Annotated in this window: 19 protein-coding genes and 1 tRNA gene; 8 read left to right on the plus strand and 12 right to left on the minus strand. The window is 71.0% G+C overall.

All coding sequences use genetic code 11. The features are described from left to right. The 5 genes from EPO13_01560 to nth form a co-directional block, all read right to left on the minus strand. Positions 1-234 (minus strand): hypothetical protein (locus tag EPO13_01560; protein TAK70867.1); only part of this gene is annotated, 234 nt, incomplete at its 3' end. A gap of 300 nt (positions 235-534) precedes the next feature. Next, positions 535-1,728 (minus strand): MarP family serine protease, encoded by a 1,194-nt coding sequence (locus EPO13_01565; protein ID TAK70868.1) that lies wholly within the window; start codon positions 1,726-1,728, stop codon positions 535-537. Positions 1,729-1,735: 7 nt separating this feature from the next. Then, complete coding sequence (locus EPO13_01570; protein ID TAK70884.1) at positions 1,736-2,428, minus strand: CoA pyrophosphatase; 693 nt, start codon at positions 2,426-2,428, stop codon at positions 1,736-1,738. Positions 2,429-2,433: 5 nt separating this feature from the next. Then, positions 2,434-3,309, minus strand: coding sequence for a TlpA family protein disulfide reductase (locus tag EPO13_01575; protein ID TAK70869.1), 876 nt, complete (start codon positions 3,307-3,309; stop codon positions 2,434-2,436). Continuing rightward, on the minus strand, positions 3,306-4,391 hold the full coding sequence (gene nth / locus EPO13_01580; GenBank protein ID TAK70870.1) for an endonuclease III: 1,086 nt from the start codon (positions 4,389-4,391) through the stop codon (positions 3,306-3,308). The genes EPO13_01575 and nth overlap by 4 nt, the downstream gene beginning before the upstream one ends. On the opposite strand from nth, the gene EPO13_01585 reads away from it, so the two are divergent. Then, a complete protein-coding gene (locus EPO13_01585; GenBank protein TAK70871.1) occupies positions 4,390-4,806 on the plus strand; it encodes a hypothetical protein in 417 nt (138 codons plus the stop codon). The genes nth and EPO13_01585 overlap by 2 nt on opposite strands. 140 nt (positions 4,807-4,946) lie before the next feature. After that, positions 4,947-5,621: a Crp/Fnr family transcriptional regulator gene (locus tag EPO13_01590; protein TAK70872.1), complete on the plus strand. Its 675-nt coding sequence runs from the start codon at positions 4,947-4,949 to the stop codon at positions 5,619-5,621. Positions 5,622-5,649: 28 nt separating this feature from the next. Here the strand turns inward: EPO13_01590 and EPO13_01595 are convergent, their stop codons facing one another. The 4 genes from EPO13_01595 to EPO13_01610 form a co-directional block, all read right to left on the minus strand. Then, positions 5,650-6,375, minus strand: coding sequence for an MBL fold metallo-hydrolase (locus tag EPO13_01595; GenBank protein TAK70885.1), 726 nt, complete (start codon positions 6,373-6,375; stop codon positions 5,650-5,652). A gap of 95 nt (positions 6,376-6,470) precedes the next feature. Continuing rightward, positions 6,471-7,481 carry an NUDIX hydrolase gene (locus tag EPO13_01600; GenBank protein TAK70873.1) on the minus strand — a complete coding sequence of 337 codons (1,011 nt, stop codon included), beginning with the start codon at positions 7,479-7,481 and terminating at the stop codon, positions 6,471-6,473. Then, the gene (locus EPO13_01605; GenBank protein TAK70874.1) at positions 7,478-7,945 is read right to left on the minus strand and encodes a RidA family protein; all 468 of its coding nucleotides are present in this window, start codon (positions 7,943-7,945) and stop codon (positions 7,478-7,480) included. Before EPO13_01605 ends, EPO13_01600 begins: the two co-directional genes overlap by 4 nt. Positions 7,946-7,949: 4 nt before the next feature. Continuing rightward, positions 7,950-8,105, minus strand: coding sequence for a DUF4177 domain-containing protein (locus EPO13_01610; GenBank protein TAK70875.1), 156 nt, complete (start codon positions 8,103-8,105; stop codon positions 7,950-7,952). Here EPO13_01610 and EPO13_01615 point away from each other — a divergent pair. Together EPO13_01615 and EPO13_01620 are read left to right on the plus strand one after the other, a co-directional pair. Next, positions 8,104-9,213 carry an ATPase gene (locus tag EPO13_01615; protein TAK70876.1) on the plus strand — a complete coding sequence of 370 codons (1,110 nt, stop codon included), beginning with the start codon at positions 8,104-8,106 and terminating at the stop codon, positions 9,211-9,213. The genes EPO13_01610 and EPO13_01615 overlap by 2 nt on opposite strands. After that, entirely contained in the window at positions 9,210-10,385 is a 1,176-nt protein-coding gene (locus tag EPO13_01620; protein TAK70877.1) for an ArsA family ATPase, read from the plus strand. The genes EPO13_01615 and EPO13_01620 overlap by 4 nt, the downstream gene beginning before the upstream one ends. A 147-nt stretch (positions 10,386-10,532) precedes the next feature. Here the strand turns inward: EPO13_01620 and EPO13_01625 are convergent, their stop codons facing one another. Next, positions 10,533-10,844 (minus strand): WhiB family transcriptional regulator, encoded by a 312-nt coding sequence (locus tag EPO13_01625; GenBank protein TAK70878.1) that lies wholly within the window; start codon positions 10,842-10,844, stop codon positions 10,533-10,535. A 251-nt stretch (positions 10,845-11,095) separates the two neighbouring features. Here EPO13_01625 and EPO13_01630 point away from each other — a divergent pair, with 251 nt between their 5' ends. Further along, complete coding sequence (locus tag EPO13_01630) at positions 11,096-13,357, plus strand: glycosyl transferase family 51 (GenBank protein ID TAK70879.1); 2,262 nt, start codon at positions 11,096-11,098, stop codon at positions 13,355-13,357. Between the two features lies 1 nt (position 13,358). Here EPO13_01630 and EPO13_01635 read toward each other — a convergent pair whose 3' ends face one another. Continuing rightward, positions 13,359-13,838 (minus strand): GatB/YqeY domain-containing protein, encoded by a 480-nt coding sequence (locus tag EPO13_01635; protein ID TAK70880.1) that lies wholly within the window; start codon positions 13,836-13,838, stop codon positions 13,359-13,361. 36 nt (positions 13,839-13,874) lie between these two features. Between EPO13_01635 and EPO13_01640 the strand changes: the two genes are divergently transcribed. The 3 genes from EPO13_01640 to EPO13_01650 all read left to right on the plus strand — a co-directional run bounded on the left by EPO13_01640 (position 13,875) and on the right by EPO13_01650 (position 18,032). Then, positions 13,875-14,837: a metallophosphoesterase gene (locus EPO13_01640; GenBank protein ID TAK70881.1), complete on the plus strand. Its 963-nt coding sequence runs from the start codon at positions 13,875-13,877 to the stop codon at positions 14,835-14,837. Between the two features lie 115 nt (positions 14,838-14,952). Further along, positions 14,953-15,029, plus strand: a tRNA-Pro gene (locus tag EPO13_01645). Positions 15,030-15,638: 609 nt separating this feature from the next. Beyond that, the gene (locus tag EPO13_01650) at positions 15,639-18,032 is read left to right on the plus strand and encodes an excinuclease ABC subunit UvrA (protein ID TAK70882.1); all 2,394 of its coding nucleotides are present in this window, start codon (positions 15,639-15,641) and stop codon (positions 18,030-18,032) included. 67 nt (positions 18,033-18,099) lie between these two features. Here the strand turns inward: EPO13_01650 and EPO13_01655 are convergent, their stop codons facing one another. After that, the gene (locus EPO13_01655; GenBank protein TAK70883.1) at positions 18,100-19,197 is read right to left on the minus strand and encodes a hypothetical protein; all 1,098 of its coding nucleotides are present in this window, start codon (positions 19,195-19,197) and stop codon (positions 18,100-18,102) included. Positions 19,198-19,655: the final 458 nt, after the last annotated feature.

Consider the following 19,655-nt stretch of genomic DNA (forward strand, 5'->3'; position numbering starts at 1 on the left):
GCCGGCGCCCAGCAGCTCCGGATCAGCGGGGCGAGGCAACGGGAAGATCCCCAACCCCTCCGCGTCACCGCGATGCGCGAACGTCGCCATCGCCACCATCCGCCGCGCCGCCACCCACGCTTCCAACCGGTCACACGCGGCCACGTAGTCCAGCACCTCGGCATCGGACAGCCCGGCCACCTCGACCACGCCCAACTGCGCAGCCAACCCCGGGCCCGGCACCACATCGAACATGCCCCGAACCTAGCCACCCTCACCGACAACCACGGGGCCAGAAACCTGCTGGTGGACAAGCACTATTGGACCTGTGGAAGACACGAGCCGCGCCCCGGCCGAAACGTGTCACCGTCGTTCACCGGCCGTCCGCCCTACGTGCTGTCCGCCCTACGTGCCGTCCGCCCTACGTCCCGTCCGCCCTACGTGCCGTCCGCCCTACGTCCCGTCAGCCGTACGTCCCGTCAGCCGTACGTGCCGGCCGCGGTACGTGCCGTCCGCCATCCCTGCCTACGGACGACCTCAACCGACCTTGAAACCTCAACCGACCTTGCGACAGGCTCCACTGGACACGCTGCCGGAGGCTCGGCGGCCGGCGTCAGCAGCGGCCGAAACCTGGTCTGCTGTCAGGGCATACCCCACCTGCGGGTCGTCGACCGACGCGGCGAAGACGACGCCGTAGACCGTGCCGTCCGCGGCCAGCAGCGGTCCACCGGAGTTGCCCGGGCGTACCTCGCCTCGTAGCGGATACACCTGCCGGACCACTCCGGCGCCGCCGTAGATGTCCTCACCGCGCGCATCGATTGCACCGCCGACGCGCGCGCCACCTGCGCGCAGCGGGCCACCGCCCGGGAAGCCGGCGACGACCGCCGCAGCCCCGGCCGGCGCCGCAGGCGTGAAAGTCAGGGCGGCGGCTTTCAGACGCGGAACCTGCAGCACCGCAACGTCGACCTCGGGGTCGAAGTACACGACCGACGCGCGCAACAGCGGGCCCTCGCCGTCCACCTGCACCGTCGGTTCGGATACTCCGGCCACGACGTGAGCGTTGGTCATCACCAGATTGTCGGCGTACGCGAAGCCCGACCCGGTCACCTGCGAGCCGCAGTCGCCGGCCAGGCCACTGACCCGGACGACTGATTCCAGGGCGGCCCGGACGGCCGGGGCCGTCACGACGGCGGCATCGGGGGCCGCGACACCCGGCTCGACGAACTGGCCGATCCCGCCGAACACTCGCGGAAACACGCTGCCGGACACCGTCTGCCGGACTGCGGCGAACCAGTCGCGCGCGACGTCCGGAACCGCCTCGTCCAGCCGAGCCAGCAACGTCGACTGCCGGACTTCCCGGGCGACCGCTCCGTCGGGCAACATCGCCACGGTCGAGGCGATCAACCAGGCCACGACAGCCAGGGCGAGCACATTGAGTACGGCGCCGGCGGCGTTGTCGAGGATCCGGACCGGATGCCACGTGATCCGGGCGCGTAGCCAACCGCCGACGAGTCCGGTCAGCGCCTGCCCGAGGATCGCGGCGATGAAAACACCCGCCGCGACCAACACCGCACGTCCGACGTCCGGCAGGTCCCGGCCCTCCAGCAATCGCGGGACCAGCTGAGCGCCAACCAATCCACCGAGAATGAACCCGGCGAACGACAGCAGTCCGGCAACGAAACCCTGCCGCCATCCAGTCCAGGCGAACACGATCACTGCGGCGAGCAGCACCCAGTCCACGACGTTCACAGCTCGGTCACCGCCCGATCGGCAGGTCGACCACCGACGACTCGTCCCACGGTTGTGCCCAGCCGCTGAGGTCCAGCAACCGATCGAGGATCCCGGCCGTGAAACCCCAGACGAGCAAACCCTGCACCCGGAAGCCGGGGCTGGTGAAACCGGCCGGGTGGCGGACCTGCAGCCGGTTCGCCGGGTCGGCGAGCTCGGCCACCGCGACCCGGTGGACGCTGGCGACCTCCGCCGCGCTCGCCGCCCGGATCGGTGAGGGGTCGCGCCACCAGGCCAGGACCGGGATCACCACGAAACTCGACGGCGGCAGGTACAGCTGCGGCAACGTCGCCACGACGTCGACGCCCGCCGGTTCCAGACCGGTCTCCTCGACCGCTTCCCGCAGTGCCGTCGCGATGACCCCGTCGTCGTCGGGATCCATCGCCCCGCCCGGGAAGGCGGGCTGGCCGGCATGGGTGCGCATCGTCGCGGCTCGCTGCAGCAGCAACACGTCCGGCCCGGCAGGACCGTCACCGACCAGGATCAGCACCGCGCCCTGCCGGCTGGCCGCGGTCCAGGAGTGCAACGCCAGATCCGCGGCCGTCACCTGATCGGCGACGTCGAGCAGCGGCAGGAACCAGTCGGGTACCCGCTGCCGTGCCCCCGGCGCGACCCAGCCGCGGTCCGGGTCGTCGTGGGGCAGCGCCCCCGGCCACGACATCGCAGTCACGCCGGCACGCTGACGCCGAGCTGCCGGGCGACCAGGCTGGCGAGCATGGCGCGGTCGGTGATCTCGCCGATGTGCTGGCCGGCCAGCGACCCGTCGGACCGGTAGAAGTACGTGACCGGCAAGCCGATCCAGCCCAGCAGGGGCCGCGTCACGTTGTCAGGATCGCTGAGCGACGGGAAGGTGAGCCCCAGGCTGGCGGCGTACGACAGACCATCGCCGGCCGGCTCGTCGGCATTGATGCCGAGGACGACCAGCCGGGACCCGGTCGCCTGCGCGAAGCCGTCGAACAGCGGCAGCTCTGCCCGGCACGGCCCGCACGACGAGTTCCACAGCGTTACCACCAGCGGCGTCCCGCGAAGCGCGGCCAACTCCACGGCACCGCCGCGACCGAGACACGGCAACGTCACCGCGGGCAGCACGCCCCCCGCAGGTCCGGCCGCCGCGGAGCCGGCCGCGGCGGGCACGCCCCCCGCCGACCCGGACGCGGCGGGGCCGGACGCCGCCGTTCCGGAAGCAGCGGGACCCGACGTCACGGGGCCGGTCGGACACGGCCGGAGTGCGGACGCGGCTCGCAGCTGGTTGGTCTGCGCGTCGTCGGCTGGATCCGGTACGGACCTGCCCGGGTCGGCCGAACTGCCAGCCGGCGACGGCGTCAGCCGGCTCCCGGCAGCGGCACGTGCGTCGACGGGGCCGGCGCCGCAGCCGGCCACCACGACCAGGCACCCGGCCACCACAGCTGCCGCACCGACGCGGGCAGCCCAGGACCGGCCCCGGCGCAGCCCCACGGTCGCGCCGCCCCGGCGTGGCCCGAGGCCGACCCGGGATCGGCGCGGCCCGACGTCGACCCGGGATCGGCCCGGCCGTGCCGTCACGCCGGCCCGTCCTCGACGTCACGGACCAGCCGCTCGGCGAGGACGGCATCGGTGGGTCCGGCGCCGTACGACGGACACCAGCGGACGACCGGGCAGGCACCGCACGCCGGCTTACGAGCATGGCAGCGGCGGCGGCCGTGGAAGATCAACGTGTGCGACAGCATCGTCCAGTCCCGCCGGGCGAACAGCGCACCGAGCTCGGTCTCGACCCGTACCGGGTCGGTTTCCTCCGTCCAGCCGAGCCGACGTGACAGCCGGCCGACGTGGGTGTCAACAGTGATCCCCGGCACCCCGAACGCGTTGCCCAGCACGACGTTGGCCGTCTTGCGACCGACGCCGGGCAACGTGACCAGCTGCTCGAGCCGGCCGGGGACCTGCCCGTCGAAACGCTCGCAGATGGCCTGCGCCAGCCCGATCAGGCTCGTGGTCTTCGCCCGGAAGAACCCGGTCGACCGGATCAGGTCCTCCATCTCGGCCCGGTCGGCTGCCGCGTACGCCGCTGCGTCCGGGTAGCGCGCGAACAGCGCCGGCGTGACCAGGTTCACCCGCTTGTCGGTGCTCTGCGCCGACAGCACCGTGGCGACCAGGAGCTCCAGCGGCGAGCCGAAGTCCAGCTCGCAATGCGCGTCGGGATAGGTCTGCGCGAGCACCCGGTACGTCCGGCGGGCGCGCCGCACCAGTGCCGTCGAGGGCGCCGGACGGTCGGGGGCGGTCACCTGACGAGGGTACGGCGACCGCCGGACACCGCCGTACCCGCTCAGCGACCACGCTGCGCTCAAGCAATTTCCGCCGTCGGCCGATGTCCCCCACAGGCGGTGATGTCGACGGGACAGCGCTTCCGACAGGACAGGTCCCCGACGAGCCACCGTCACGGACACGGTCCGGACGGGACAGCGGTGCGGCCGGACAGGTGAGGAGGTGGCGATGGCAGCGACAGGCAGGGCGGCGCGATCGATCGCGCGCCCCGTCGATGCCGCCGCCGCCGCTCGGCGTGCCGAGCGCAAGCGGCAGCGGCTGGCCGCACCGCCGCCGCGCCGGGATGCCGCCTTCGACACGTACGCGTTGGCCGACCTGCGCACCATGCGGCAGACCATCGCCGAGGAGGAGACCCGGGTCTCCTACTGGCGCCGGATCATCCAGGCACGGCTGGACCTGTTGCGGGCCGGGATCGGGTCGCACGATCCGGTGACCGACCTGCGTACCGCGCTGACCGACGCCCAGGGCTCACACCGCCGGCTCGCCCACGTCAGCGTCGAGGCCGTCGAGGGCCTGCCGCCGATGGACGATCTCGCCGAATTGTGGAGCCGGATCATCGACCCCGACGACGAGGTGGCGGTACGGCAGCTTGCGGCGGAGATGACCGACGCCGAACACCGGCTGTCGACGTACCGCAGCGAGCTGTTCCGTCGCCAGGACGCCGTCACCGCGGAACTCATCGCCCGGTACCGGGAGAACCCGATCCTCGCCCTGACCGCCCTGCCCACCGAACCCGAGTAGCCACCGGGCACCGCGGGGCCACAGCGTCCGCCGGCAGCCGGCCGGCTACCGCACCGACTCGCCGGCACACCCGCCGGGTAGCCCTCCGCCACCGATCGGCCACGTACGTCACACTGTGCGCGGACGATCGAGGAGGACCGGTGGACGATGCGCTGAGGGCGGCACCCCTGTTCGCCGCGCTTGACCCGGAGGCCGCGGACTCGCTGCGCGCCACGATGCAGGAGACCCCCATCGCCCGTGGCGGCATCATCTTCGCCGAGGGTGAGCCGGGCGACCGGCTGTACGTGATCTCCGAGGGCAAGGTGAAGCTCGGCACGACGTCCGCGGACGGCCGCGAATCGCTGCTGGCCGTGCTGGGTCCCGGCGAGATGTGCGGCGAACTCAGCCTCTTCGACCCGGGCCTGCGCACCGCCACGGCCACCGCGCTCACCGACGCCGTCGTCCTCGGGCTGGGGCAACCACAGTTGCGGCCCTGGCTCAGCGGCCGCCCGGAGGTCGCCGAGGCACTGCTGCAGGCGCTGGCACGCCGGATGCGGCGGACCAACGAGGCGATGAGCGACCTGGTCTTCTCCGACGTCCCCGGCCGCGTGGCCAAGGCCCTGCTCGACCTCGGCGACCGCTTCGGTGAGGTGACCACCGACGGCCTGCAGGTCACCCACGACATGACGCAGGAGGAACTCGCCCAGCTCGTCGGAGCGTCACGCGAGACGGTGAACAAGGCCCTGGCCGACTTCGCCCAGCGCGGCTGGATCCGGCTGGAGTCCCGCTCGGTTCTCCTGCTGGACCTGGAGCGGCTCGAACGCCGGTCCCGCTGAGGCGTGGACCAGGACCGGCCGGGGCGCGTCAGGATTCGGTCGCGCGCAAGTAGTCCAGCTGTGCCTGCACGGACTGCGTCGCCGCGGGCCACGCCGCCCGGGGTACGTCGGCGTACACCACGCTGACGACGTCCGCGGCGGACTGCGCTCCGGCGGCGACCGCGGCGCGGACCTGGTCCAGCCGCGCGGCACGATGCGCCAGGTAGTCGTCCAGCAAGGTGACCGGGTCCGGCAGCGCCGGACCGTGCCCCGGCAGCACCCGGCGCAGCCCGTGCTCGGCGGCGAGGTCGCGCAACCGGTGCAACGACGCCAGGTACTCGGCGAGGTCACCGTCCGGATGGGCGACGACCGTCGTGCCCCGGCCGAGCACGGTGTCGCCGGTCAGCACCGCGTCGTCGGCCGGCAACCACAGGCTGACCGAGTCCGACGAGTGGCCCGGCGTCCCGACCACGTGCAGTTCCAGGCCGCCGACCGCGAGTACGTCGCCGCCGCTCAGCCCCTCGTCGCCGAGTCGCCACGCCGGGTCGAGCGCCCGCACCCCGGCACCGTGGCGGCCGGCGAACGCGGCCGCACCCGCGGAGTGGTCCAGGTGGCGGTGCGTCAACACGACCATGCCGACGTGCAGGTCCAGGGCCCGCAACGCGTCGTCCACGGCACGGAAGTGCTCGGGATCGTCCGGCCCCGGATCCACCAGCACCGCGGCGGAACCGTTGGGCTCGTGCAGGATCCAGGTGTTGGTCCCGTCGAGCGTCATCACGCCCGGGTTGGGTGCCAGCACACACGTCGCGTATGCGCTGACCTGCCCGCCCGACCACGGTTCGGCCGACCCCAGGACCGGCAGGGCGGTGCTCACGGGTCGCTCACCTCCGTCATACCGTCGGGCTCGCCGCGCTCCGTCATACCGTCAGGCTCGCCGCGCTCCGTCATACCGTCGACCTCGCTCGGCGGTACGGCGATGTCGAAGGCACCGATCGTCTCGCCGGTATAGGCGTCCACTTCCGCCCACACCACCCGGTCACCGTCGATCGCCACCGGATGGCCCATCCGGGGACGTACTTCCCGATGCACCGCAGCGTGTCGGACGTCCGCCACGCTGTCGAAACCCACCAGCGTCGCCAGCGTCTGCGCGGTCGGCCGCAGCAACGGCAGCGAGCCCGCCGCCGCTTCGGCCAGCGCATCGGCCGGGCGCAGCCACTGCTGCCCCTCGGACTCGGCCACCAGGACCGTGTCGTCGTGGTGGTCCATGACGAGTTCGGAATCCGCCTGTCCGGCAGGAACTTCGGCAACGAAGAAGCGCGTGTCGTAGCGGCGGCTCTCGGTCGCCGGGGAAACCCAGTGCGACCACATCGCGACCGACGCCGGGTCGATCAGCAACCCCCGTGCGGTGAGGAACTCCGCGAAACCCAGTTCCCCGCGTACCAGCGCCAGCCGGTCCCGCAGCCACGTCGCGTCGTCGGTGGCCGGAGCCCGACCGGAGGGATCGACCGCGAGCAGCACCCCGATCTCCTCGTACGTCTCGCGGATGCCGGCCACGATGAGCGCCTCGGCCGTCGTCCGCCGCAGGGCCGGCTGAGGCAGCGACGACCCCGGCGACGCCCGCCACGGCACGGCGGGCTCGTAGTCGGCGGCGTCCACCCGGCCGCCCGGGAAGACGTGCATGCCCGAGGCGAAGGACAGCGCAGCCGCCCGGCGCTGCAGATGGACCTGCGGGCCGTCGGGCGAGTCCCGCAGCAGGATGACCGTCGCGGCGTCGCGGACCTCCGGCGGCGTCCACGCAGCAGCGTCGCCCAACGCGATCGCCCGGGCCCGGCGGTCGCGCTCCGGGTTGCCGGTCCGGCCCGGTAGCCGCGGCGCGGTCACGCTCCGGCCGCCACCTCGACCAGCAGTTCGACCTCGACGGGAGCATCGCGCGGCAGTACGGCGACCCCGACGGCGCTGCGGGCGTGCTGGCCCGCCGTACCGAACACCTCGCCCAACAGCGTGCTCGCGCCATCGATCACGGCCGACTGTCCAGTGAAATCGGCTGCGCTGGAGACGAAACCGACCACCTTGACCACCCGGACGACCTCGTCCAGGTCGACCACGGAGGCCACCGCCGCCAATCCGTTGAGCGCGCAGATCCGGGCGCAGGCGGTCGCCGTCGCCGGGTCCACGCCGGCGCCGACCCGGCCGGTCGCCAGCAGGTCGCCGTCGACCAGCGGGAGCTGTCCGGCGGTGTGGACGTAGTTGCCGGTCCGGACCGCCGGCACGTACGCGGAGAGTGCCGCGGCGACCGGTGGCAGCCGCAGGCCGAGCTCCGCCAGTCGCGCCGCGACGGTTCCCATCGCGTCAGGCCGTCGGGCGCTTGAAGTAGGCGACCAGTTGTTCGGCGGTCGGGCCGGGCACGACCTGGACCAGTTCCCAGCCGTCCTGGCCCCAGTTGTTGAGGATCTGCTGCGTCGCGTGGACCAGCAGCGGAGCGGTGGCGTACTCCCAGGTCGTCATGAGCGGCACCCTAGTTGGCGGCGTGACGGCCGTGGTCGGTCCGGGGCAGCCCGACGACGGGGCGGGTGGCAGGCCACCGGGCTACGCTCGACCGGTGACAGGTCGTCAGGGCTCGTCCGGTCGTCAGGGTTCGTCCGGAGGCGACTGGCCGGGCGTGCGACTGCACGTGGTCACCGGCAAGGGCGGGACGGGCAAGACCACCGTCGCCGCGGCCCTGGCGCTGGCCCTGGCCGAGGGCAACCGCCGGGTCCTGCTGATGGAGGTCGAAGGCCGGCAGGGCCTCGCGCAGCTGTTCGACTGCCCGCCGTTGCCGTACGACGAACGCCGCGTGGCGGTCGCCCCCGGCGGCGGCGAGGTGCTGGCCTTGGCGGTCGACCCCGAAGCGGCGCTGATGGACTACCTCGAGATGTTCTACAACCTGCGGCGTGCCGGCGGGATGCTGAAGAAGCTGGGGGCCATCGACTTCGCGACCACCGTCGCGCCCGGGATCCGCGACGTCCTGCTCACCGGCAAGGCGATCGAAGCGGTCAAGCGGCGTGACCATGGTGTACCGGCGTACGACGCGGTAGTCCTCGACGCCCCGCCCACCGGCCGGATCACCCGGTTCCTCAATGTCAATACGGCGGTCGCGGGCCTGGCGAAGGTCGGGCCGATCCATACCCAGGCGGAGGCAGTCATGGCCGTCATGCGATCGCCGCGAACCGCCGTGCACCTCGTCACGTTGCTGGAGGAGATGCCGGTCCAGGAAACCCTCGACGGCATCGACGAACTGCGCGCCACCGGGCTGCCGGTCGGCGCGGTGGTGATCAATCAGGTCCGCGCCTCCGTGTTGAGCCCGCAGACGCTCGACGGGGCACTGGACGGCTCGCTGGTCGCCGCCGGGGTCGCCGCTGCCGGGCTCGGCGGCCGCCGGGCGGCGGCGGAGACGATCGACGCTCTGGTCGCCGAGGCCGCCGACCATGCCGACCGGCTGCTGTTGCAGGCGCAGGAACGGGCCCGGGTCGTGGCGGCCGGGACCCCGGTGTACGAGTTGCCCGAAGTGACCAACGTCGACCTCGGGGCCTTGTACACGCTGGCGAACCGGCTGTCCGCGCAGGGCATGACATGAGCGCACTGACCGCTGCGGTCGCACCGGACGCCGCCCTGGTCGACGTCGACGCCCTGCTGGCGGAGCGGTCAACCCGGACCGTCGTGTGTTGCGGCAGTGGCGGAGTCGGCAAGACGACGACGGCGGCCGCGCTGGCGCTGCGCGCCGCGGAACGGGGTCGCCGGGTCGTCGTGCTCACCATCGACCCCGCCCGCCGCCTGGCGCAGTCGCTGGGGCTCACCGAGCTGGACAACGTCCCCCGCCGCGTCGCCTTGCCGGACAACGGTTCCGGTGGATCGCTCGACGCGATGATGCTCGATATGAAGCGGACCTTCGACGAGGTCGTGGAGGCCCACGCCGAGCCGGACCGAGCCGCACAGATCCTGGCAAACCCCTTCTACCAAGCCATGTCCAGCTCGTTCGCCGGCACGCAGGAATACATGGCGATGGAGAAACTCGGCCAGTTGCGTACCCGAGCCGACGCGGACGGGACCTGGGATCTCATCGTCGTCGACACCCCGCCGGCCCGGTCGGCCCTGGACTTCCTGGACGCCCCCGACCGTCTCGGGTCGTTCCTCGACGGCCGTCTGATGCGCTTGCTGGTCGCGCCGGGCAAGGGGGCGGTCCGCGGCATCGGCAAGGTCGTCGCGGCCGGCTTCGGGATCGTCACGAACGTGCTGGGCAAGATCCTGGGCGCCCAGGTCCTGCGGGACATTCAGTTGTTCGTCGCCGCCTTCGACACGGTGTTCGGCGGGTTCCGGGAGCGCGCGGACGCGACGTACCGGCTGTTGCAGGACTCCGGTACGTCGTTCCTGGTCGTGGCGGCCCCGGAACGCGATGCGCTGCGGGAGGCGACGTACTTCGTGGAACGGCTCGCCACCGAGCACATGCCGGTCGCCGGGCTGGTGCTGAACCGGGTCTGTGAAGTACGAGCACCCCTGCTGAGCGCCGAACAGGCGCTGGCGGCGGCCGACCGCCTCGACGAGGACGCCAGCCACCCGGAGACCGCGGCGCTACTGCGGCTGCACGCCGATCGCGTCACGGCCGCCGCCCGCCAGCGCCATCTGGCTGAGCGATTCACCGCCGCCCACCCCAAGGTCCCGGTGGTTGCCGTCCCCATGCTCGCCCGGGACGTCCACGACCTCGAAGGCCTGCGCACCATCGGTGCTGCGCTGGCCACCACCGCGCCCTGACGCACCACTCGACCGCCGCGGGCTTTGCCGCGGTGCCACCCGAAGGGCTGCTACCCGGACCCGGTTCCGCGCTCTTGCGGTAGCACCGCGGGACGACGGCGACAGGTCCGGACGGAAGCTGCCCGGGCCCGAGAAGGCCGCCCCGGGTCAGGAGGCCTTGCGGCCCGGTTCGGGCAGGGTGTGCCGCTCGTACTCGTCACGGGCGGTCGTCAGCAACCGTTCCCACGAGGTGACCTGCGGGCGGCGCCGCAGCAGCGCACGGCGCTCTCGCTCGGTCATGCCGCCCCAGACGCCGAACTCGACCCGGTTGTCCAGGGCGTCAGCCAGGCACTCCGTCCGGACCGCACACCCCATGCAGACCGCCTTGGCGCGGTTCTGGGCTGCGCCTTGCACGAACAGCGAATCAGGGTCAGTCGACCGGCATGCCGCGCGGCTCGCCCAGTCGTGCGTCCAGGTCATCGGGAGCGCCTCCCCCCATCGGGACCGGTGGCGACCGGATCACCTGACGGCGGCCGGTCTTCCCGGTCTGGCGTGTGTTGCGACCTTACGGCCGGTGATCTGGAACGTACAGACGGCAGTATTCGCCAGCCTTACGGCGGAGTAACCAACGTGTGAACGCGCCCCGGGGACGGTGTGAGCCTCGCCACGACGCTCCGCGCAGCACGCGCAGCACGCCAGGACGGAACGTCTCGGCCTACCCTGGACGTCCCATGGCCGTGCTTCCCCCGAGCGATATGCGGCGGCGGCGGAACCCGGCGGGCATCGCGGCCCGCTTGGTCCTGTTCGTCGTCGTCGCCGTCATCGCCGGGCTCGTCGCCGCCGGGATGGCGCTGCCGCTGGTCGGCGGAGCAGGAGTCGCGGCGCGCAGCGCGGTCGACGGCTTCGAGAACCTGCCCTCGCAGCTGGAGACGCCGCCGCTGCCGCAGCGCACCGAGATCCTCGCCTCCGACGGATCGTCCCTCGCCACCGTCTATTACCAGAACCGTGTCGAGGTGCCGCTGGCCGACGTCGCTCCGATCATGCGGGAAGCGATCGTCGCGGTGGAGGACTCCCGTTTCCTGGAGCACAACGGCGTCGACGTGCGCGGGACCCTGCGCGCGTTGGTGACCAACGCCAGCGCCGGTGGCGTCCAGCAGGGCTCCTCGACCCTGACGATGCAGTACGTCCGCAACGTCCTGATCAACAGCGCCGACACCCCGGAAGAAGCCGCCCAGGCCACGGTGCAGTCGGCGGCGCGCAAGCTGCAGGAGATGCGCTACGCCCTGGCGATGGAGAAGCGCTTCAGCAAGGCCGAGATTCTCGAGCGCTACCTCAATATCGCGTACTTCGGGGCCGGTGCGTACGGCGTCGAAGCCGCGGCCCGCCGCTACTTCAGCATCTCGGCGAAGGACCTGAACCTCAGCCAGGCCGCCACGCTGGCCGGTTTGGTGCAGAACCCCACGGCGTACGACCCGACCCGCAACCCCGGTCAATCCCAGATCAGGCGCGACGTGGTGCTCAAGGTGATGCTCGAGCAGGGCTACGTCACCGCGCCGGAGGCGGCAGCGGCGACCGCCATTCCGATGGCGTCGCTGATGAAGCCGTCCACGGTCAGCAACGGCTGCACGACGTCGAGCGCCCCGTTCTTCTGCGACTACGTGATCCAGACCATCAGGACCGACCCGGCCTTCGGTGCCACCCAGGCGGAGCGGGAAGCGCTGCTGCGACGCGGCGGGCTGGTCATCCGGACGTCGATCGACCCGAAGGCGCAGGCAGCGGCCGACCAGGCTGTCAGGTCGTACATCCCGCCGAAGGACAAGAGCAAGCGGGCGACGGCGATCGCGATGGTGCAGCCGGGGACCGGCCGGATCGTCGCCATGGCGGAGAACCGCGATTGGGGGACGAAGGGCGCGGGCAACACGACGTACAACTACACCGCCGACGTCGCGCACGGCGGCACCCAGGGGATGCAGGCGGGGTCGACGTTCAAGGTGTTCGTGCTCGCCGCCGCGCTGGAACAGGGCATTTCGCCGTTCGAGCCGATCGCGTCGCCCCAGGTCGGGACCTTCAGCGACTTCCGTAGTTGCGACGCCAACACCAAGTTCCCGACATACACCGCGCGAAACTCGACGCGCTCGGGCACCTTCGATATGCGCCAAGGGACGGCCTTCTCGGTCAACACCTACTTCCTCGCGCTGGAACAGCGCACCGGGTTGTGCCGTCCGGCAGAGATCGCCGAGCAGATGGGCGTGACCCTCGGCAACGGCAAGCCCCTCAACCGCGTCCCGTCGTTCACGCTCGGCACCAACGAGGTCACCCCGCTGGCGATGGCCGGCGCGTACGCCGCGTTCGCCAACCACGGCGTCTACTGCAAGCCGACACCGATCATGAACATCACCGACCGGGACGGGAAGAAACTGGATCTGCCCGGCCCCCAGTGCAAACGGGTCGTCGACCGCAATGTCGCGGACAGCGTGACCGCGCTGCTCACCGGAGTCGTCGACGGTTACATCGGCGGCCGCACCGGGCAGGCGATGTCGCTGGGCCGCCCGGCGGCGGGCAAGACGGGGACCACCAACGAGTCCGCAGCGGTCTGGTTCGCCGGCTACACCCCGGATCTGGCCACCGCGGTGTGGGTCGGCGACCCCCGCGGCGGCTTCCGCTACCCGATGAAAAACGTGACGATCAACGGCCGGTACTACGACCAGGTCTTCGGTTCCACGCTGCCCGGGCCGATCTGGAAGCAGGCCATGCTGGGAGCCCTGGACGGTACGCCGGAAACCCGGTTCGACCTGGAATCGTCCTGGGGCCTGCAGGCGGCAACGGATACCCCGCCGCCGCCGCCGAAGGTCGCGCCCCCAACCGATCCGAACACGCCGACTGACCCGAACGCGCCGACCACTCCCGGGGCAACGCCTGGCCCGACGCCGGGCGCGACACCCGGGCAGGCGCCGGGCGCGACACCCGGGCCGGCGCCAGCGCCGTCGGGCTGAGTCAGGACGACAGCAGGCGCCGTACGTCGGCGGCGACCCGGCCGCCGTCCGCCCGACCGGCGACCTTTGGCTGCACCAGCTTCATCACCGCGCCCATCGCACCCGGGCCGTCCTGCCCGGTCCCGCGTACCGTGGCCACAGCCGCTTCGATGATCGACGCGAGTTCGGCATCGGTCAGCTGTGCCGGCAGATAACCCTCGATCATCCCGAGTTCGGCGCGTTCCCGGGCGGCGAGTTCCGGTCGCGCGGCCTCGTCGTACGCCGTAGCGGCCTCGCGGCGTTTGCGCGCCTCCCGACCCAGCACCGTCACGACGTCGGCGTCGGACAGTTCTCGCGCCGTCTTGCCGGCGACCTCCTCGGTGGTGAGAGCCGCCAGCACCATCCGCAGCGTCGCTGACCGCAACTCGTCCCGACTGCGGATCGCCTCGGTCAGATCCGATCGCAGCTGCGCCTTGAGGCCTGCCGGCCGGGTGTCGCTCATGGCCGCATCCTGGCAGCCGCGTGCGAGCATGGGCCGGTGCCTTTCCCCACCAGGACCGCCCTCGGCGCGGCAGCGCTGGTCGCCGGCGCGGCAGCGGGCCTGGGCTACTCGTTGCTCGAAGCGCGCTCCTACCGGCTGCGGCAGTCCACAGTCCCGGTGCTGCGGCCGGGGCAGCCACCGCTGGCGATCCTGCACCTGTCCGACCTGCACCTGACCCCCGACCAGCAGGACAAGCGGACCTGGGTCGCCGGATTGGCTGCGCTGCAACCGGATGCAGTGATCGTGACCGGCGACTTCCTGGCGCACCTCGACGCCGTCCCGCACGTCCTGGACGCCCTCGAGCCGCTGCTCGGGCTGCCGGGCGCCTTCGTCCTGGGCAGCAACGACTACTTCGCCCCGGCCCGGGGCAACCCGGCGCGGTACCTGCTCGGTCCGTCCTCGGCACCGCCGCCGAGCCGCCCGCCGCTGCCGTGGCCGGACCTCGTCGCCGGCCTCACCGCAGCCGGTTGGCTCGACCTGTCCAACGCCCACGGCGTCCTGCTCGCCGCCGGGCGGGCCATCGACATCCGCGGCGTCGACGATCCCCACATCCGCCGCGATCGCTACGACGAGGTCGCCGGCCCGTTCGATCCGGCCGCCGACCTCGCGCTCGGCGTCGCCCACGCGCCGTACCTGCGGGTGCTCGACGCGATGGCGGCCGACGGCGCGTCCCTGGTCCTGGCCGGACATACCCACGGCGGTCAGCTCCGGCTACCCGGCTACGGCGCCCTGGTGACCAACTGCGACATCGACCGGCACCGCGCTCGCGGGCTGTCGCGCCACCCGAAGCCGTTCGAGCCTGGGATCCCCGGGCTCGACGACCCGGCCCTGGGCGGTGTCGACGGCCGTGGCGCCTTCCTCCACGTCTCGGCCGGGCTCGGGACGTCGCCGTACGCCCCGGTCCGCTTCGCCTGCCCCCCGGAAGCGACCCTGCTCACGCTCGTTCCGGCCACGTCCTGACCGCTGGATCCGGCTGACCGCGGCCACGTCCTGACCGCGGTGCCGGCCGACCGGCGGGCGCCGGCTAGCCGTGATCGGGCCGCCATTGGGCTGGGCTAGACTCCCCCGGGTTTGCCGGGGTGTGGCGCAGCTTGGTAGCGCGCTTCGTTCGGGACGAAGAGGCCGTGGGTTCGAATCCCGCCACCCCGACCGGTACGAGGGAATCCCGCCGCGAGGGGAGATCCGCTACGGATCTCCCCTCGCGGCGCGCCGGTCCTCCCCGACACCCCGCCAGCAGTCAAGGCGGCGTAAAGATCGATGTGGCGGCCGTCAGGGGTCCGTCAAGGATCGGCTGACGCCGGCCGGGCAGCGGTTCGATCGGCGTGTGCCCGACCGATACCCCAGCAGTCCACCGCGCGGCGTGACCTCGTCCGCCGCCGACCACCCCCGCTCGTCGCTCCCACCGCACCCCGGTCATCGGCCGCCATCGGGACAAGCACGCCTGCGGCCCGTCGGCTTCGTCACGTCACCACCACGGAGGACCCAGCCATGGCTGACCTTGCCGCTCTCGGCCTCATCGTCGCGCTGGCCGCCGCCGTCATCGCCGTCGCGTTCTCGTTGGAGAAACTGTGAACTGGTTGCAATTGGCCGCCCTCATCGTCGCCGCCATCGTGCTTGCCCGGACGGCGGCAGCGTGCGCCTGACGCCGTCCCGGGCAACGTGGTGCGTCGAGCGGGTTAGAGTGCGGATCCACCGGACCCGTCGGACCGTTCCTCCGTCGCGACTTCGGTACGCCGTACCCGTTCTGACGCAGGGAGAATCATGGGGAAGCCCAGCAGTCCGTCGCCGGGCACGGCCAGCGGCAGCCCGGCGGACAGCCACGACTTGATCCGCGTGCAGGGCGCCCGCGTGAACAACCTCAAGGACGTCAGCGTCGTGATCCCCAAGCGACGACTGACGGTGTTCACCGGAGTGTCGGGCTCGGGCAAGAGTTCCTTGGTGTTCGGGACCATCGCCGCGGAGTCACAGCGGCTGATCAACGAGACCTACAGCGCCTTCGTCCAGGGTTTCATGCCGGCACTGGGCCGGCCCGATGTCGATGTCCTCGACGGGCTCACCACCGCGATCATCGTCGACCAGGAACGGATGGGCGCCAACCTCCGCTCGACCGTCGGGACGGTCACCGACGCGAACGCCATGCTGCGGATCCTGTTCAGCCGGCTCGGCAAGCCCCACATCGGTTCGCCGCAGGCCTATTCGTTCAACGTGGCGTCGATCAGTGGCGCGGGCGCGGTGTCGATCGAACGTGCCGGCCAGACGGTGAAGGAGCGCCGCAGCTTCAGCATCACCGGCGGCATGTGCCCGCGGTGCGAGGGTCGGGGTTCGGTCAACGACATCGACCTCACCGCGCTGTACGACGACAGCAAGTCGCTCAACGACGGTGCGCTGACCATCCCCGGATACAGCATGGACGGCTGGTACGGCCGCATCTTCCGGGGTTGCGGCTTCTTCGACCCGGACAAGCCGATCCGCCGCTACTCCAAGCGAGAACTCAACGATCTGCTCTACCGGGAACCGACCAAGATCAAGGTCGACGGAATCAACCTGACCTACGTGGGCCTGATCCCGCAGCTGCAGAAGTCGTTCCTGTCCAAGGATGTCGACGCCCTCCAGCCCCACATCCGCGCCTTCGTGGAACGCGCGGTGACGTTCACGCAGTGCCCGGAATGTCAGGGGACTCGGCTCTCGGCAGCGGCCCGATCGTCCAAGATCGACGGAATCAGCATCGCCGATGCCTGCGCGATGCAGATCTCGGACCTCGCGCAATGGCTGACCGGCCTCGACGAACCGTCCGTCGCTCCCCTGCTGGCGACCCTGCAACGCACCCTGGACTCGTTCGTGGAGATCGGCCTGGGCTACCTGTCGCTCGAGCGACCGTCGGGCTCGCTGTCAGGTGGTGAGGCGCAGCGCACCAAGATGATCCGGCAACTGGGCTCGTCGCTCACCGATGTGACCTACGTGTTCGACGAGCCCACGATCGGGTTGCATCCGCACGACATCGCCCGCATGAACAGCCTGCTGCTGCAGTTGCGAGACAAGGGCAACACCGTGCTGGTGGTGGAGCACAAACCGGAGGCGATCGAGATCGGCGATCACGTCGTCGACCTCGGACCGGGAGCGGGCGCCGCCGGCGGGATGATCGTGTTCGAAGGCTCGGTGGCGGAACTGCGGGCCAGCGACACGCTCACCGGCCGCCACCTGCACGACCGGACGGCACTGAAGGCGACGGTGCGGACGCCGACCGGTGTGCTGGAGGTTCGCGGCGCTACCACTCACAACCTCCGCGATGTCGACGTCGACATCCCGTTGGGAGTGCTGGTCGTCGTGACCGGCGTCGCCGGGTCGGGGAAGAGTTCGCTGATCCACGGCTCGGTCACCGGTCGTGACGACGTGGTGTCGATCGACCAAGGGGCGATCCGCGGCTCGCGGCGCAGCAACCCGGCCACGTACACCGGGCTGCTCGACCCGATCCGGAAGGCCTTCGCGAAGGCGAACGGGGTGAAGCCCGCCTTTTTCAGCGCGAACTCCGAAGGGGCTTGCCCGACCTGCAACGGCGCCGGCGTGATCTACACCGACCTCGCCATGATGGCCGGCGTCGCGACGCTGTGCGAGGAGTGCGAAGGCAAACGCTTTCAGGCGGAGGTGCTGACATACACCTTGGGGGGCAAGGACATCAGCGAAGTGCTTGCGATGCCGGTCGCCGAGGCCGAGACGTTCTTCGGCACCGGGCCGGCGCGTACCCCGGCCGCGCACACGATTCTCGACCGGCTCGCCGACGTCGGGCTGGGCTACCTCACCCTCGGCCAGCCGCTGACGACGCTGTCCGGCGGTGAGCGGCAGCGACTGAAACTGGCGACCCAGCTCGGTGACAGCGGCGCGGTGTTCGTCCTGGACGAGCCCACCACCGGCCTGCACCTGGCCGATGTCGAACAGCTGCTGGCCCTGCTCGACAGGCTCGTGGACGCCGGTCGATCGGTGATCGTCATCGAGCATCACCAGGCCGTCATGGCCCACGCCGACTGGCTCATCGACCTGGGACCTGGTGCCGGTCACGACGGCGGCCGCATCGTCTACTCCGGGCCGCCCGCCGACCTGGTGGCCACCGGCGCCACCCTCACCGGCCAGCACCTAGCCGCCTACCTGAACGGGAACTGACCGAGCCGCGACCGGTCGCCCGCGGGCGGGCCGGTCGCGGCTCGTCGATGGTTCTGAACTGCCGCTCCTACTTGCCCAGGGCCGTCTTGTACGGGCCCATGTTCACCCGCGAGTTGTACGACCACGTGGGATCGGTTGTTTGGACATAGGGGAACGCCGACTGGTTCAGCAGCTTCGCCCACTGACCCCACATCTGCTCGGACACGAACCCGCTCTCCGGAGCGAAGCCGAACCGAACTTCCTTGATCAGCCCGGCCAGCTGGTCGCGGGTGTAGGTCTTCCAGTCCGGCGACGTCAACAGCAGATCGGCCAGCTGCTCGGGGGTCGACGAATTCATCTTCTGCAGCGCCTTGTCCATGCCCTTCACGAACGCCACCAGCTGCGGGGTCTTCGAGTTCAGGTTGTCCGTCATGCCCCAGATCTGGGTGTCGGCGAAGTTCAACGGCTGCAGCGGACCCGGCAGGCTGCTGGCGTTGCGCGGGTCAATGATGTACGTCGCCTTGCCCGCCGCCACCGGACCGTTCATGTTGCTGTAGGTGCTGATCGCACAGTCCTGCGTCCCCGCCGCGACCGAGTTCGGCGGCACCGAGGAGTCGCTCTGCGCGATGATCTGGTAGTTCAACCCGAGGGCCTTCTGGTAGGCCACCGCCCACGCGTACGGCGAGCCGGCCTGCGTCACGGTGATCACCGTCTTGCAGTCCTGGATCGACTTGATGCCGGTCTTGCCGATCATGAACCCGGCCGACTTGTTGCCCAGCGACCAGTAGATGATCGAGGTCGCCTTGCCCTGCTGCTGCACGGTCACCGGAGCACCCGCCCCGCCGAACGCCACATCGGCCTGCCCACTGGTCACCGAGGTCACACTGTTGGCACCGGTGAGAGTGATCTGGGCATCCAGCCCGAACTCTTTGAAGTAGCCCGAGTACGCCGCGATGAACGGCTGGATCTGCGTCGCGTCGGTCGTCGAGATCGCCAACTTCAACGTCCCCACCGAACTGGACGACGCCGACGCCGACGCCGAGCCTCCATCGTTGCTGCTACCACATGCGGCCACGGTGAGACCCACGACAGTGGCGCATGCCCCGACGGCCAGCGTCGTGGCTCGCCGGCGGGACCGGCCGCGTTGCCCCCGCGGACCAGACCCCATGTAGTCACGTTCTGTCATCTGACGAACTCCCTAGAGAGATGACGTGCGAGGAAGCAGGGGAGACATCGCCCGGTCGGGCGACCCTGTCCGGTACTGACTAGACGTCCGCGCGTGATGACGTCAAGGGTCGTTATGCAATCATGTCCAACCTGCGATCGACCGAACGCGACCGCTGGCGGTCGGTGCGCGCAATGCCGTGAGTCCGGATCGCACTACACCGTGGGTCCGGATGAGGCGTCGACGGACGAGCAACACAACGGACGAGCCGCGACCGGTCGCCCGAGGGCAGGTCGGTCGCGGCTCGTCGATTGTTCTGAACCGCCAGCCAGATCGTTGCTGGCTGCAGCTGCAACTCTTACTTGCCCAGCGCGGTCTTGTACGGACCCATGTCGACCCGGGCGCTGTAGGCCCACGTCGGGTTCGAGGTCTGCACGTAGGGGAACGCGGACTGGTTCAGCAGCGTGGCCCACTGACCC

Source organism: Actinomycetota bacterium (assembly GCA_004297305.1).
Classification (GTDB): domain Bacteria; phylum Actinomycetota; class Actinomycetes; order S36-B12; family FW305-bin1; genus FW305-bin1.